Genomic DNA, 13812 nt, shown 5'->3' on the forward strand with positions numbered 1-13812 from the left:
TCATAATATGAGATAACTTTATGCTGTACCGTGGTCTGAAGTTGTCTGAAAAGCAACATTTCGGACTAATGAGATTAGCAATACTATAACATCAGCATTCTCTCAATGGCTAGCAAGGCTTCATCTGCAACTTTTTTGTCCACCGTTATTTGGTTTGGACATCTACCTGCATAAAGTTCATCTAGTACCCAAACAAAATGAGGCAAATCGATTCTATTCATAGTCAGACAAGGGCACATCTCTGGATTGAGTGAGTCGATCGATTGCTCTGGGTACTGCTTTTTTAACCGTTTGACAAGATTCATCTCGGTACCGATTGCCCATTTTGACCCTGGCGGTGCGGCTTTAACCTGTTCAATAATAAAACGTGTCGATCCAGCTAGATCTGCTGCCTGAGTCACCTCCCATGAGCATTCGGGATGGACGATAATATTCCGATCAGGCTCACTTGCCCGATATGACTGGATATGCTCGATTCTGAAATTGGCATGTACTGAGCAATGTCCCTGCCACAAAATCATTTGGACTTGATCTAATGGCTGATCCCCTTCAAGCTCTTCATAAATCGGGTCCCATACCCGCATATGTTCAAGTGGAATACCTAAACGATAAGCTGTGTTTCGGCCTAAATGCTGATCTGGCAAAAAGAGGATCCGTTTCTTTTGTTTGAAAGCCCATGTCAATATTTTTTCCGCATTAGATGAAGTAACTGTAGCACCTCCATACCTGCCCACAAATGCTTTAATTTCTGCAGATGAGTTAACATATGTTATTGGAATAATTGTCTCCCCAAACATATCGATCAGTTTTTCCCATGCACGTTCGATTTGGTTTTGATTTGCCATATCTGCCATGGAGCAGCCTGCTCTTAAATCTGGCAAAATCACTTGCTGGTCGTCACCAGTTAGAATGTCGGCTGTTTCAGCCATAAAATGAACCCCGCAAAAGACGACAAATGATGCTTGACGATTGGTGGCTGATCCTTGTGCCAACTGAAGCGAATCACCAATTTCATCAGCAAACTGGATCACATTGTCCTTCTGATAATGATGACCTGGGATAAACAAATCCTTACCGAGTTGCCTTTTTCGCTCCCATGCTCGTTCACTAAGCTCCTGATCATCCGCTTCTTTGTACGAATCAGGTAACTGTGACTGCACTTCTTTGAATAAATTTGGACTAAGCATGCCCGCCACCTTCCTTAACTAATATATTCATACTAATATCCTTTGCTTTTACTGAATGGGTTAAAGCTCCCATCGATATCACATCAACCCCTGTTTTGGCATAATCTTTTAATTGCTCTTTCGTCATTCGGCCTGATAATTCAACGGTAATAGACTCTGGAATGAGCTTGCACCAATCAGCTGCTTGTTTAGGGCTGCAATTGTCGAGCATAATCAGATCAGGCTTTTCTTCGATAGCTTCCTTCAACTGTTCTTCATTTTCCACTTCCACTTCTATCTTGACCAGATGACCAATCGCACGTTTTACTTGCTGTAGGGTTGCTGAGACTGATCCAGTTTGGGCAATATGATTATCTTTAATGAGTACAGCATGGTCTAAACCAAAGCGATGATTTATCCCACCGCCACACACAACAGCGTATTTCTCCAGCATTCTGAGACCTGGCGTTGTTTTTCTGGTATCAGATATTTTTACACCAGTACCAGCAACCAGTTGGACAGCTTCATGAGTAAGTGAAGCTATTCCTGAGAGACGCTGTATTAAATTCAATACCACCCGCTCAGTACTGAGTAGTTCGATAATTGGTCCATTAATACGTGCCAACTCTTCGCCTGTAACGAAGGCCTCTCCATCCTTTTTATACATCTTTACCTTTATTTGATCAGAAACCAGTCGATACGCTTCTATAATCACGTCTGTTCCACAAAAAATGCCCTGACTTTTGGCAGATATAACAGCTACCCCGATTTCATCGCCAAAAATGGCTTGAGATGTTTGATCACCAAATCCAATGTCCTCATTTAAAAAACCGATTAATTGTTGTCTCAGCCAGATTCTATTCATAGCCTAACCTCTCCTTCAATGGTTTCTATCGTATGAAAGCCGCATGAATCTTTATTATTAACAGCTGCTTTTGCAATTAAGTTAGCTGCTATCAGCATCTGAACTTTTTTTATATCGGTGAATGCTTTCTGATTATCCGTTATCTGATCGGTGTGATCCAAATATGTTTCCGTCCATAAAATAAATTCTTTAAGCATTGATTCACGACGTAAAACACCTAAAGATCTGGAAACACGTTGACGAATCTCCGCTATTTTTGGAAGCTGATGGCTTGATTTGAGTCTCGTCTGCCATGTCCGCGGTTTATTACACTGAATCTCTCCCCAGTCACTTCCCTCTAGAATTCCTTCACCTGTTCTTTCACCAAACACAATTGCTTCGAGCAATGAGTTACTGGCAAGTCGGTTCGCACCATGAACTCCTGTACACGCCACTTCCCCTACAGCATATAGTCTTTTTACCGTTGTTCGGCCCCAAAGATCTGTTTTAATTCCGCCCATATGGAAGTGGGCACCGGGTTTGACTGGAAGATAACCTTCTTGCCAGTTAATTCCGGCATGACTACATAGTTGGGCAATTTGAGGAAAGCGCTCATTAAACTGATTTATTGATGAAATATCGAGAAAAACCCTTTTTCCATTTTGAATATAGTTATCCAAAGTTCTTGCTACCACATCGCGAGGGGCTAAATCTTTCATCGGGTGAATCCCATCCATAATGGCTCTTCCATCCTCGCTTCGTAGAACAGCTCCCTCCCCTCGCAAAGCTTCAGAGGCAAGACCGACAGTTCGATTTTGTGAAGTGATGAGCGTAGGGTGGAATTGAATGTACTCTAAATCTTTTAAGTCAGCTCCGGCCTGCCAAGCGATAACTAGGCCGGAACCTATTAAACTTGTGTCATTGGATGTCTCACTAAACAGCCCGCCAATTCCGCCTGTTGCTAAAATCGTAAAATTAGCAGAGATCGCTAGTTCTAATCCATCTTTATTAATAAATCTAGCCCCAGCACATTGTCCATCCTTTATCATTAATTCCGTTGCTGCAAAACCAGTTAAATACTCAACACGTCCGTTTAATTTTTCTGTAAAAAAGGTCATCAATCTTTTTCCGGTCTGGTCTCCACCTGCATGAAGGATACGCCTCATACTATGAGCTCCTTCTCGAGCAAAGTCGAATCCTCCATCTTGTGTTCGATCAAATGAAAGTCCCTGATTGATCCAGTGACTTACCCTGTTCTTACCCTCCTGTGTTAAAACATGGACAGAAGAAGAATCATTTTTATAATAACCCGCCTGCAATGTATCAGCTGCATGCAGGTCAGCACAGTCAGTCTTAGCAAGAGCCGCGGCGATACCACCTTGTGCTTTCCAAGAGTTCCCCTCATTTCCGTCTCCTTGCATGACCACGGTAACCTGCATGCAATCTACTAGCTTAAGAGCCGTTATCACTCCGGCCAGACCGCCTCCCACAATCAATACATCAGTCTTTTTCATGCCCTCACCCACATTTTCAGAAATAAACTTTACATATGTCTTGACATCTATCTTTACATAAAATTAAACTAATGACAAGATCTTTATCGGTTTCCGACAGAAAACTCCGTCTTCTGTTACGAAAAGGCTTTTTAGCCCAGCAATAAGGATTGGGAGAATGTTGATAAGAAAGTGAGGCAATCATGATATATTTAGATTATGCTGCAACAACTCCGATATCAAAATCGGCTATCAATGTCTGGATTAAAACAAATGAGGACTATTTTGCCAATTCAAGCAGTCTCCATGAGGCAGGAAGCCATGCAAATCAGCTTATTCAGACATGTAAAGAGCAACTTGCTTCTTTAGTAGGTGTACGGCAGGAGCATGTTTTTTTCACAAGTGGGGGAACAGAAGCAAATCAACTGGCCTTAAGAAGTTTGTACAAGGCACATAAACATAAAGGCAATCATGTTATAACATCAGAAATTGAACACCCATCCGTACACGCATTTTTTCAAGAGCTTAAGGAAGATGGGGTTGATGTCAGCTATGTACCCGTTAACGCTCAAGGTCTCATCGAAGTAGAGGATGTAAAACGACTTACCCGTTCGGATACTTGCCTTGCTTCTATTCAGCACGTCAATTCGGAAATTGGTGTTATCCAACCGATTGCATTATTGGGCAAATGGTTCCGAATGCACGGAATTCCATTTCACAGTGATTGTGTCCAATCATTTGGAAAAATACCACTAGATCTTTACTCCTTTCATACTGATGCTATTTCCGTGGCTAGTCATAAAATTCATGGTCCTAAGGGAATGGGGGCTGTTTTTTTCTCAAAAGACTGCAACTGGGTATCCACTGTACCTTTAACCACACATCAATCGGGCTTTCGTCCAGGCACATTAAATACGCCAGGAATTGTAGCATTTACCCAAGCAGCGATCGATTCCCAGCAAAGCATCACGGAAAACCTCCAACATAGCTGGCAACTTCGCGACTTATTTTTAAATAAGCTAGCACCACTCGGTGAGCGACTCGTTATCGAGGGAGCAACAAATAAACAACAGCAACTGCCATCGATTATCGGTTTAGCTATTCATGGCGTTCAGGGTCAATATATGTTACTTTCACTAGATCGATATCATATTTGCATTTCCACCGGGAGCGCCTGTCAGTCTCAAAAGCAAGACGCTTCCCCAGTCATGCGTGCCATTTATGCAACTGAGCAAGAACGACTTCGATTTTTTCGAATATCTTTTGGGAGGATGACCCGTGAATCCGATTTAATTTATACGGCAGAAAAAATAATAGAAATTGCTAATGACTACCAATAAGTTAACTTGATCAAAGGCTGACAACTAATTGAAATAATCAGCATAATCGGATCAGCTCAAGAAAGAGGGTAGTGAAAAGTATAACTAGTTTTTTACTCAAAACTATTGACGATAAAGTGAAACTTCGTTCAGTGGGGGTTTCGACGTATAGGATGTGCTCGTACAGCCGTTGCGACAGGACGTAGCGAACTTTGTCCTCCCCCTGAACGTTAGATGAACCAGTCGGGCTGTTATTGACTGTTGGATCTCCCATTTTCTTGATGTGGCAGTCTTACAAAAGCCCTTCGATGGAGCGAGTAATCGCAGAATGCGATAAATCATTTTAGCTCGGTATCACCCTAATGTGTACGACAGTTAGTGAACATACCTCTATTTATAGATTGATGCTATGTTTTTTTAAATACACGTACTACAGCTAATATGAATGGAATAATTAAACCAATAAACAAAGCGAATACCACATATGTAGAATTAATTAACTTTAAATCGCTTAATACACTTAGAAAATTTGTAATAGCCGACGCAAACGCAAAAATAGTTAATGGAATTGTGATGACCTTATAGCTCTTAAAATTAAACAAGTGTTGTCCAGTCCGATTAAGAAAATAAATCGACGTACATACTTTAAAAAAGATCGTGAAAAACCAAATAAAGGCGACAAGAACCTCTATGCGTTCAAAGAAGTTTGCAAATCGAATATTCTGTCCAAGGACATAGATGGGATAGGTATGGCGTAATGTTCCCCCAACTCCTAATACAGCTATACATGCTAAGGTTACAATAGTCATACTAAAGCCTGCTAATAATCCACCAATAAAAAATGCTTTTTTAGCTGCTTTACGGTTATTTACTGACGTGCAAATAACTAGCATATAAAACAATTCTAAAAAGGTGATTGCTAGGACTGGGATAACGCCAACAAAGGTACCGGCCTGTTGAAATTGCATGATTGGTTGAATATTTTCCATACGTGCTTCTGGCAATACAAATAAGGTTAGTAACACTAGACTAACGATAGTAAATGGAAAAAATATCTCACACGCTCTACTAATGCTTTCGATTCCATACCTTACCGCAATTAAACTTGATAAAAGAGTGATTAACGCAATAATCTCAGCTGGGGTCTCCATTAATATTTGTAGACTAATAAATTGAGATAAGGCCCACACGTTACCAATTGCAGAGATATAAGTGAACAGAAACATTAGCACAAAAATGACCTTCGCTATTAATTGTCCAACTAAACCTTCTATTATTTGGAAAAAATTTAATTGGTTATTATTATCTAGTATTTTAATGTAGATAAATATGGTTGCTAAGCCAGCAATTGAGCTTAAAATTAAAGTAACCCAGCCATTTTCACCACCGTATCTTGTAGCAATCGTTGGGATAAACACAACGGCTGTGCCTAATGTATTCATAAAAACAAGAATAGCAAACTGTTTTGCACTAATCACTTCTTTCATCAACGTACTCCCCTTATAATTGATACTTTATCAACCAAGATTCTAATGGGTCAACAATTGGTTTCAACACTTGCTGAATCAAGTCGACAAAATTCAAATCAAGCTCCTCGTTTAGTGCAAGCGTAACATAAATTGCTCCCAATATTACTCCACCTATGAAAAACTTACGTTCTTGCCCTCGATAGCGCTTTACATCATAAACAAACAGCAAACTAAGCAATCCTAGTATTAAAAGAACTTTCAGAAAACCCACCTCAATTCTTCTTTTCATCAAGTTTCTTTTGAAATTCTCGATCAAACGGGTCTGTAACCATTCCAGACTGTCTAATCTCAATTAACATGTCGTAACTAATCTCCGCATTGGCAAATGCTTCTGGCCAATTTTTCTCAAGAGCAGTCCAAGCTTTTGGATCCTGTCTTCTTAACTGATCACCAAAGCCAAATATATCGATTTGTTCTTTTTGCGCGACATCAATGGTTGATTGCATTAAATCCTTTAGCTTATCCCCTAAATGTTTCTCAATCTCTGACAACGTCTCTAAATCTCTAATTGATACATTAGCTGCTACATCACCAATATTGGCTATAGTAGAAACACTTAGCTTCACCTTAACTTGATCATCCTTCGCACTTACATCCATCTTGGTTTGATTCCTGATCAGTTCAAGCGTAATGGTACCACCCTCAGGCCAATCAATGTGCTCAACTGTATTCTGCACATTATCTACAACGAAATTAAGGCCTTGACTCTCTTCTCTTGTTAACCAGCCAATTAATTGATCATGCTTAAGTACCCCTAAGCTGTCCACGTACACCAACGCTAACGGGCTCGTACGTTCAACACTGCTTTGCTCCTTTCCTTTTTCAATGTCACCTCGGACTGAAACACCTGTTAATACGGCTTCTTTACCGTTGGATAAGATACTATCCATTAATTCATCTAATTCTACCCTTTGGGTCGATGCCCAGTTTCTTTCGGACGATTCGATACTGGTATAAACTTTCTCAGCTAAGGTTTTTTCAAGTGGTGACATGATCCCCAGAACATCCTTTGCTGACAGACCTTTGGCGACTGTAATTACGAAGTCTGATCGAATTTCATGATCACGTAACAGAAAGTCTAAGGTATCCCCAATTCCTTCTCTTGCCAGCTCTTCACCATAAACTAAGAGTCGTAGATGGCTAAGAAAAACTTTTCTCGGCGTAGTAACCGTCAATTGCCGAATTGCTTCAAAAAGCGTATCAGCGGTCACCGTATAATTGGTTATTGTGCTTCTGGTTGAAGTTCCTTCGTTAGCAGCGACTTCTGCTGGGTCTAATACTTGAAGAGTCACTTGGTATTGATCATCAACTAAATCAATACCTAATGCCACGCCAATCAAAATATCAGCTAACTCTCTGCCACTCCAGCATCCGGATAAAAGTATAAGTGATAGTGATAAAGAAATAATGAACCCTTTCATCATACTACCTTCCTTTCGGAGGCTGAGGTGAATCGGTTTGATTACGGACAATATTTTTCTGACTCTGCAAAGGCTGCCTTGTTCGTTGTAGCCAGAAAGGGGCACGAACAAATACATCCTTTTGTCCGCTTAGAGAAAATGGCCCTAAAGGTGTTAAATAAGGGACACCGAAGGAGCGTAAACTAACCATATGAAGCACCATAATAATTAAACCTGTAAATATCCCATACAATCCTAAAGTTGCAGCTAGGAGCATGTAACCGAATCGTAGCATGCGTACAGTAATGGCTAAATTGTAGCTTGGAAAGACAAAGCTACTAATGGCAGTAAAAGATACAATAATCACCATCATCGCTGACACAATCCCGGCATCTACCGCTGCCTGTCCAAGCACTAGGGCGCCAACAATTGATATGGCTGAACCAACCGTTGAAGGAAGACGAATCCCAGCTTCCCTTAGTAGCTCAAACGTAAATTCCATTAATACCGCTTCAATAAATGCCGGAAATGGTATACCTTCTCGTTGTGCTGCTAAGCTAATTAATAATGTCGTTGGGACCATCTCTTGATGGAAAATAGTCAATGCAATATAAAGAGATGGTGTCAATAAGGCTAAAAAAAATGAAATCGTTCTTAAAACACGGATAAAAGTAGCAATGTCTGCACGTTGATAGTAATCCTCACTAGATTGAAGAAAATCAATAAACAATGCTGGGATAAGGAGGACAAAGGGGGTTCCATCGACAAATATAGCAATTTTGCCTTCAAGAATACCTGCTGCAATTGTATCAGGTCTTTCCGTATTGTATACCGTTGGAAAAGGAGTGTACACCCCATCTTGGACTAATTCTTCAATATAAGCTCCTTCTAAAATACTATCAATGTCAATGTCTTTTAAGCGTTTGTCCAATTCTTGAACAATATCATCATTTGCTACACCATTTAAATAGGCAACCGTAACATCTGTTTGTGTTTTGTTTCCTATTTTGTAATTTTTCATCCACAGATTTGGATCTTTTATTTTACGTCTAATTAGTGCAATATTTAAATTAATCCGTTCTGAAAAAGCTTCCTTTGGACCACGAACGACTTCTTGAGTTGTAACACTAGCAATCCCTCGGTTTTCACCCCCACGGGTATCAAGAGAAAAACCTTTAGCATAACCATCAATCAGTAAAATTGAATCACCTGACAATAAATGCTTAAACAAATCAGTAATCGTTTCGACATGATTAACCATCCCAATAGCCAGAAGATGTTTTTCTAACAATTCGAGCCGATCGATTTGATTACTTTGTTCTGCTTCTCTGCTCTCAATCATTAACCCCTTTAATAGATCGTGGTGAATAATCACTGAATCGACGATTCCATCAATATAAAACAACTGTGCTTTAACCGGCTTTTGCACACCAATCATAAAAGAACGGGAAACAAAATCAACGCTTTCGCCTAGCATATTAGAGATTATCCTACTGTTCTCGGTTAAATCAGTTGATAGTGGTACGTTATGATCCTTTGATATATTTTCAACAATGGCTTTTTGCTTCTTTTTTGATCGAAATTGCATATAAATGGCTCCCAAAACTTGTTTTGCCTTAGTATAAGCAAGTCATTTAGAATTATGTATGTACAATTAGAAGTTATACAGAGAGGGGATTGTTTCGAAATTTACATATAATTAACTTGACCTTCACAGTTTAAAAAAGTTGATTAGCCGTAAATTGACGGTCTACCTAAACATTTTAAAATAAATTGGGAGTGAGTTTTTCACAGGTGAAATAATAGGGGGAGATTAGAAAGGAGTTGAAAACCGGTAAAACCTGCCCGCTACGCTTGCTTTATCTATTGATTAACCGCTTAGAAACACTAAGGGTCAGAAATCTTAATTAGATTTCTGACCCATTAAAAGATACTAGCCAAGCGAAGCATAAAAGTCTACTAATGTTACCATACCTTGATCAAAGCTTGAAAGTGGGAAGCTCTCATTAGGGGAATGCAAACGATCATCCGGGGTACCAAATCCTAGTAATACAACAGGAATATTGAAAATATGGTCGATCGACTCAACTACTGGAATAGAGCCACCCATGCGGACATAAACAACATCGCGACCAAAAGCTTTACTGTAGCTATCTGCCGCTTGCTTAATAAGTGGATGATCTGGATCGACCTTATAAGCTTTTGCTGATATAGGTTCACGTTTAATTGATACTGTCACACCACTAGGTAAATGTTGTTTGATATGATCAACTAAGTAGTCTTGAATCTTATTTGGATCTTGACCTGGAACTAAGCGACAGGTAATTTTTGCTGTGGCGGATGCTGGAATAATGGTTTTAGTGCCTTCTCCTTGATAGCCTCCAAACATCCCATTCACTTCAAGAGTCGGTCGTCCCATTGTGTGTTCTGCTGCTGTATAGCTCTGCTCAGAAACCGTGGACGTCACTCCAGTTGTAACTGAGTAATCCTCTATTGGTACCTGGGCCATTAATGTCCGTTCTTGTTCTGTTAAAGGTTCAACATCATCATAAAAATGTTGAATTTGGATCACTTCATTTTGATCCTTCATTGAAGCGAGAATATGAGCTAATGCCATTAATGGATTACGAACAGCACCACCATATAGCCCAGAGTGCAGGTCGTTATCTGGTCCATTGACAGTAAATTCAACTCCAGTAAACCCCTTTAATCCATAAAGAATCGTTGGCTGATCATTGGCAACCATTCCTGAATCTGAAATAACAGCAAAATCAGCTTTAAACTGTTCCTTTTTATTAGCTAATTGTTGATGAAGGTGTTCACTTCCGATTTCTTCTTCACCTTCAATACAAACCTTTACATTGATCGGTAACTGACCATCTGTTTTCATAAACGCCTTAAATACAGCTAAATGCATAAACACTTGTCCCTTATCATCACTTGATCCACGTGCATACAAGCGGTTATTTCTAAGTGTTGGTTCAAATGGTTCAGTTTCCCACAATTCAAGTGGATCAGCCGGCTGGACATCATAATGACCATATACTAATACAGTTGGAGCGTCGGGCCCAGCATTCAACCATTCAGCATAGACAAGCGGATGACCTGGTGTATCTTGAATTTCGACCTTATCAAAACCGATCTCGGTCAAATAATCTGAGACAAATTGAGCTGCCTTTCTAATATCAGTGCGATGCAATGGGTCCGTACTGACACTAGGAATACGTAAAAAATTGCAAAGTGCTTCTAAATGTTGGTCACGGTTGTCTTTCAAGTATTGAATAACAGATTCTGTCATTTCAAACATCCTTCTCTCTATACAAAATTATTCTGAAAATACATTTGGCCAGCTTGATTTTTTAGCCAGCATTTGCTTAGCAATCTTTTGTGCTCCAGATAAACTGTGGTTTGCAGCCCAACCACATTGTACTTCATTACAGGCTGGTACTTCTGTCGCATTTAACACATCATTCAATGTTTTTTCCAGTGCATCACTAACTGCCTCAAATGAATCATTGTTAAGCAGACTTAAATAAAAGCCCGTCTGACAACCCATTGGTCCAATATCAAGAACATGATCTAAATGGTTTCGAATGTTTTCAGCCATTAAATGCTCAAGTGAATGTAAGCCTGGCATCTCCATATGGTCTTGATTAGGCTGGCAAAAGCGAATATCGTATTTATATACTTGATCACCTTTTGCTCCTGTTGTGACACCTACTAAGCGGATGTACGGTGCGACAACCTTAGTGTGATCTAAATTAAAACTTTCCACGTTCATTTTATTCATGACCACTTCTCTCCCTTACTTTATTCTATATATTAAGATATCACAAACAACAAGGCATTCCAATTTTAATTCTTATTAGGTTTATTCGAATTTAATTTTCGCTCTTAAACGTAAATAGTCTAAAGGAACTTAACATAGAAAAAAGCAGTGAACATCTGCTCACTGCTTTTCACCTAGCGGTTCATCCCTGGGAAAATACGATCAATCATTTCACCAAACTGATCAAAAAAGCCTTCGACTGGTCGCCCTCGATCAACATCTCTCATATAGTTAGAAGTTAAGTTGACAAAATCAGGATTAGAAGAGACAAATACATTTTCAATGTCTTGGTCAGCGTCCTGAACTGCTTCTGTAACTTTTTGTTCAATATCATCGGCGAGGTCATCTTGATTAGCTGTTTGCTCATTGTTGTCAATCTCACAAGCCACATAAGCCGTATCACCCATAGTTAACACATAGGCTTGATCGATCTCATCAACATTTTGATTGACTTGCTCTGCAATACGATCAGCGACCTGATATTGATTTTGCCCTTGATTGCCCCCATTAGCACCATTATTTGTCCCATTAAGAGTGTCACTATTATTCATCGTTCCATTTTGATAAGCAGGATCTTGTTGATTTCGATCTAGTACTTGTCCAGGTGCTCCTGGATATTGATTGGTTCCATTGTACGTGTCGTACTGCTCCATTTGATTTGGACGATTTCGAACGGGCTCAACATTATTATCCCAATTACGATCATTTAGCGATTGATCATTATTGGTACCACAGGCTACCAAAGTAGAAAGGACAAGCCCAGTTACTACTATATCCTTTACACGCATTTTTACGCCTCCTTTTGATTTAAAGTCGTTTTTAATATGTTCGCAAATAAAAAAAACATACAAAGAAATGACAACCTTTGTTACCAAACTTCACCATGCTTTTTTTCATTTATTTAGGCCAAAATAATAGTGTCCCGACTTGTTCTGTAAAAGGAGCGAATGATATGGGCATTGCGGATTATGATAAGGCACTATACTATACAATGTGGCAGCAGTGGGACGATTTATTAGTCATCATGGTCCGTACAAAAGATGACTTTTTATCCAAAAAGATCGAAGATTTCCTCCATGCTTTTCGATTTGAAAAGAATACTGCTAAGATCATACGATTGCATGATGATTTGCTACAATATTTAGATCATGCGATGCAGAGCCAGTCTGCTGTAGTGACCTAAAGCAAAGGAGCCCCTAGAGGCTCCTTCTTTAGGTTAATGCAATTTTCACCATACATAGATATTACAGCTAGTCATTATACTACTGATCAAGTATTGTAGTATAGAAAAGGCTATTGCTTTTCAATAAAACGATCAATTTGATAAACCGGAATAGCTAATCCTACCTTGCCCATCTCTGGATCATTTCTCGTTGCATAGATCACACCAATCACTTTACCATCCTGATTAATAACTGGACTCCCGCTATTTCCACGATAGACCGGGGCTTGCAATAACATAATGTCGGTATCGAGCTGCGTACTCTCGATAAAACCGTTCCAGGTCCCTTCATTTACTATTCCATTGAAACGAAGCGGATTACCAATAAACATAATCGCTTCTTCTCCCTGATAGTTAACATCGTTAGCTAGCTCCAAATACGGTAACTGAGCTCCATTGACCTTCAACAAAGCTAAGTCGACTGAAGGATCATTGAAAATGACTTCACCTACATACAAGCCTTGATCAGGAAAAGCGACGGTCACCTCTTCTTCATCTTCAACGATGTGGTGATTTGTGACAATTAAACCATCCTCACTTATACTAAAGCCTGTACCTTTACGATCATCTGTTTCAATAACGACAACAGCATCCTTATATATTTGCACCTCTTGATTGCTGCTTAAACGAACTGAAGTAATTAAAAAATCAATGGCAGGTATTGAGAACGTTAGCGGAAATAAAGCCATAACATTAAGCAAAAGGGTAAATACAATAAGCCAGAAAAACCAACGAGGAAAGCTGACCTTTTTCTTTGTCTCAACTCCGTTTACTTCCATCTCAAGTTTTGCCTGATCTTCGGATACTAGTAATTCTTCCATTTGCTCAGGCTCAATATCCTCATAAAGATCTTGATCAATCCTATCTTCTTTAGAATCAGAATCAGTAGGTTGCATAGACACACCACCTTGTGGTAACATTTCCCGGGAAATAACGACAATTATTTTTGAAAACTAAATACTTGATCAACTTATTAATGATCGACTATCATATTAGATAGGGATGGGAGG

13 protein-coding genes are annotated in these 13812 nt (G+C 39.5%); 2 read left to right on the forward strand and 11 right to left on the reverse strand.

The window, feature by feature from the left end; translation table 11 throughout:
• Positions 1 to 83 precede the first annotated feature (83 nt).
• Genes nadA through nadB form a run of 3 tightly spaced genes read right to left on the reverse strand, consistent with a single transcriptional unit; the run spans position 84 to position 3524 of the window.
• The gene (nadA, locus tag ASE01S_RS07800; RefSeq protein ID WP_067840694.1) at positions 84 to 1187 is read right to left on the reverse strand and encodes a quinolinate synthase NadA; all 1104 of its coding nucleotides are present in this window, start codon (positions 1185 to 1187) and stop codon (positions 84 to 86) included.
• Entirely contained in the window at positions 1180 to 2031 is an 852-nt protein-coding gene (gene nadC / locus ASE01S_RS07805; RefSeq protein ID WP_067840696.1) for a carboxylating nicotinate-nucleotide diphosphorylase, read from the reverse strand. Before nadC ends, nadA begins: the two co-directional genes overlap by 8 nt.
• On the reverse strand, positions 2028 to 3524 hold the full coding sequence (gene nadB, locus ASE01S_RS07810; RefSeq protein WP_067840699.1) for an L-aspartate oxidase: 1497 nt from the start codon (positions 3522 to 3524) through the stop codon (positions 2028 to 2030). The genes nadC and nadB overlap by 4 nt, the downstream gene beginning before the upstream one ends.
• Before the next feature lie 182 nt (positions 3525 to 3706).
• Here nadB and ASE01S_RS07815 point away from each other — a divergent pair, with 182 nt between their 5' ends.
• On the forward strand, positions 3707 to 4843 hold the full coding sequence (locus ASE01S_RS07815; RefSeq protein ID WP_067840702.1) for an IscS subfamily cysteine desulfurase: 1137 nt from the start codon (positions 3707 to 3709) through the stop codon (positions 4841 to 4843).
• Between the two features lie 386 nt (positions 4844 to 5229).
• On the opposite strand, the gene ASE01S_RS07820 is transcribed toward ASE01S_RS07815, so the two are convergent.
• The 7 genes from ASE01S_RS07820 to ASE01S_RS07850 all read right to left on the reverse strand — a co-directional run bounded on the left by ASE01S_RS07820 (position 5230) and on the right by ASE01S_RS07850 (position 12368).
• Positions 5230 to 6309: a GerAB/ArcD/ProY family transporter gene (locus ASE01S_RS07820; RefSeq protein WP_067840704.1), complete on the reverse strand. Its 1080-nt coding sequence runs from the start codon at positions 6307 to 6309 to the stop codon at positions 5230 to 5232.
• Between the two features lie 13 nt (positions 6310 to 6322).
• The gene (locus tag ASE01S_RS16330) at positions 6323 to 6451 is read right to left on the reverse strand and encodes a hypothetical protein (RefSeq protein WP_281176890.1); all 129 of its coding nucleotides are present in this window, start codon (positions 6449 to 6451) and stop codon (positions 6323 to 6325) included.
• Between the two features lie 112 nt (positions 6452 to 6563).
• The gene (locus tag ASE01S_RS07830; RefSeq protein WP_169793096.1) at positions 6564 to 7772 is read right to left on the reverse strand and encodes a Ger(x)C family spore germination protein; all 1209 of its coding nucleotides are present in this window, start codon (positions 7770 to 7772) and stop codon (positions 6564 to 6566) included.
• A gap of 4 nt (positions 7773 to 7776) precedes the next feature.
• Positions 7777 to 9339: a spore germination protein gene (locus ASE01S_RS07835; RefSeq protein ID WP_067840711.1), complete on the reverse strand. Its 1563-nt coding sequence runs from the start codon at positions 9337 to 9339 to the stop codon at positions 7777 to 7779.
• Between the two features lie 345 nt (positions 9340 to 9684).
• On the reverse strand, positions 9685 to 11049 hold the full coding sequence (locus ASE01S_RS07840) for a dipeptidase (protein WP_067840713.1): 1365 nt from the start codon (positions 11047 to 11049) through the stop codon (positions 9685 to 9687).
• Between the two features lie 27 nt (positions 11050 to 11076).
• Positions 11077 to 11541, reverse strand: coding sequence for an S-ribosylhomocysteine lyase (locus tag ASE01S_RS07845; RefSeq protein WP_067840715.1), 465 nt, complete (start codon positions 11539 to 11541; stop codon positions 11077 to 11079).
• A gap of 173 nt (positions 11542 to 11714) precedes the next feature.
• Positions 11715 to 12368, reverse strand: a complete 654-nt coding sequence (locus ASE01S_RS07850) for a YhcN/YlaJ family sporulation lipoprotein (RefSeq protein ID WP_067840717.1) — start codon at positions 12366 to 12368, stop codon at positions 11715 to 11717.
• Positions 12369 to 12532: 164 nt separating this feature from the next.
• On the opposite strand from ASE01S_RS07850, the gene ASE01S_RS07855 reads away from it, so the two are divergent.
• Positions 12533 to 12763 carry a YhdB family protein gene (locus ASE01S_RS07855; RefSeq protein WP_067840720.1) on the forward strand — a complete coding sequence of 77 codons (231 nt, stop codon included), beginning with the start codon at positions 12533 to 12535 and terminating at the stop codon, positions 12761 to 12763.
• Positions 12764 to 12873: 110 nt separating this feature from the next.
• Here ASE01S_RS07855 and ASE01S_RS07860 read toward each other — a convergent pair whose 3' ends face one another.
• The gene (locus tag ASE01S_RS07860; RefSeq protein WP_083512054.1) at positions 12874 to 13698 is read right to left on the reverse strand and encodes a S1C family serine protease; all 825 of its coding nucleotides are present in this window, start codon (positions 13696 to 13698) and stop codon (positions 12874 to 12876) included.
• Positions 13699 to 13812 lie beyond the last annotated feature (114 nt).

Source organism: Amphibacillus sediminis NBRC 103570 (genome assembly GCF_001552275.1).
GTDB classification, from domain to species: domain Bacteria; phylum Bacillota; class Bacilli; order Bacillales; family Amphibacillaceae; genus Amphibacillus_B; species Amphibacillus_B sediminis.

What these genes read in the sequence shown, in the direction of transcription:
- nadA (WP_067840694.1), bottom strand. Translation starts at nt 1,187, where the DNA reads ATGCTTAGTCCAAATTTATTCAAAGAAGTGCAGTCACAGTTACCTGAT.
- nadC (WP_067840696.1), bottom strand. Translation starts at nt 2,031, where the DNA reads ATGAATAGAATCTGGCTGAGACAACAATTAATCGGTTTTTTAAATGAG.
- nadB (WP_067840699.1), bottom strand. Translation starts at nt 3,524, where the DNA reads ATGAAAAAGACTGATGTATTGATTGTGGGAGGCGGTCTGGCCGGAGTG.
- ASE01S_RS07815 (WP_067840702.1), top strand. Translation starts at nt 3,707, where the DNA reads ATGATATATTTAGATTATGCTGCAACAACTCCGATATCAAAATCGGCT.
- ASE01S_RS07820 (WP_067840704.1), bottom strand. Translation starts at nt 6,309, where the DNA reads ATGAAAGAAGTGATTAGTGCAAAACAGTTTGCTATTCTTGTTTTTATG.
- ASE01S_RS07830 (WP_169793096.1), bottom strand. Translation starts at nt 7,772, where the DNA reads ATGAAAGGGTTCATTATTTCTTTATCACTATCACTTATACTTTTATCC.
- ASE01S_RS07835 (WP_067840711.1), bottom strand. Translation starts at nt 9,339, where the DNA reads ATGCAATTTCGATCAAAAAAGAAGCAAAAAGCCATTGTTGAAAATATA.
- ASE01S_RS07840 (WP_067840713.1), bottom strand. Translation starts at nt 11,049, where the DNA reads ATGACAGAATCTGTTATTCAATACTTGAAAGACAACCGTGACCAACAT.
- ASE01S_RS07845 (WP_067840715.1), bottom strand. Translation starts at nt 11,541, where the DNA reads ATGAATAAAATGAACGTGGAAAGTTTTAATTTAGATCACACTAAGGTT.
- ASE01S_RS07850 (WP_067840717.1), bottom strand. Translation starts at nt 12,368, where the DNA reads ATGCGTGTAAAGGATATAGTAGTAACTGGGCTTGTCCTTTCTACTTTG.
- ASE01S_RS07855 (WP_067840720.1), top strand. Translation starts at nt 12,533, where the DNA reads ATGGGCATTGCGGATTATGATAAGGCACTATACTATACAATGTGGCAG.
- ASE01S_RS07860 (WP_083512054.1), bottom strand. Translation starts at nt 13,698, where the DNA reads ATGCAACCTACTGATTCTGATTCTAAAGAAGATAGGATTGATCAAGAT.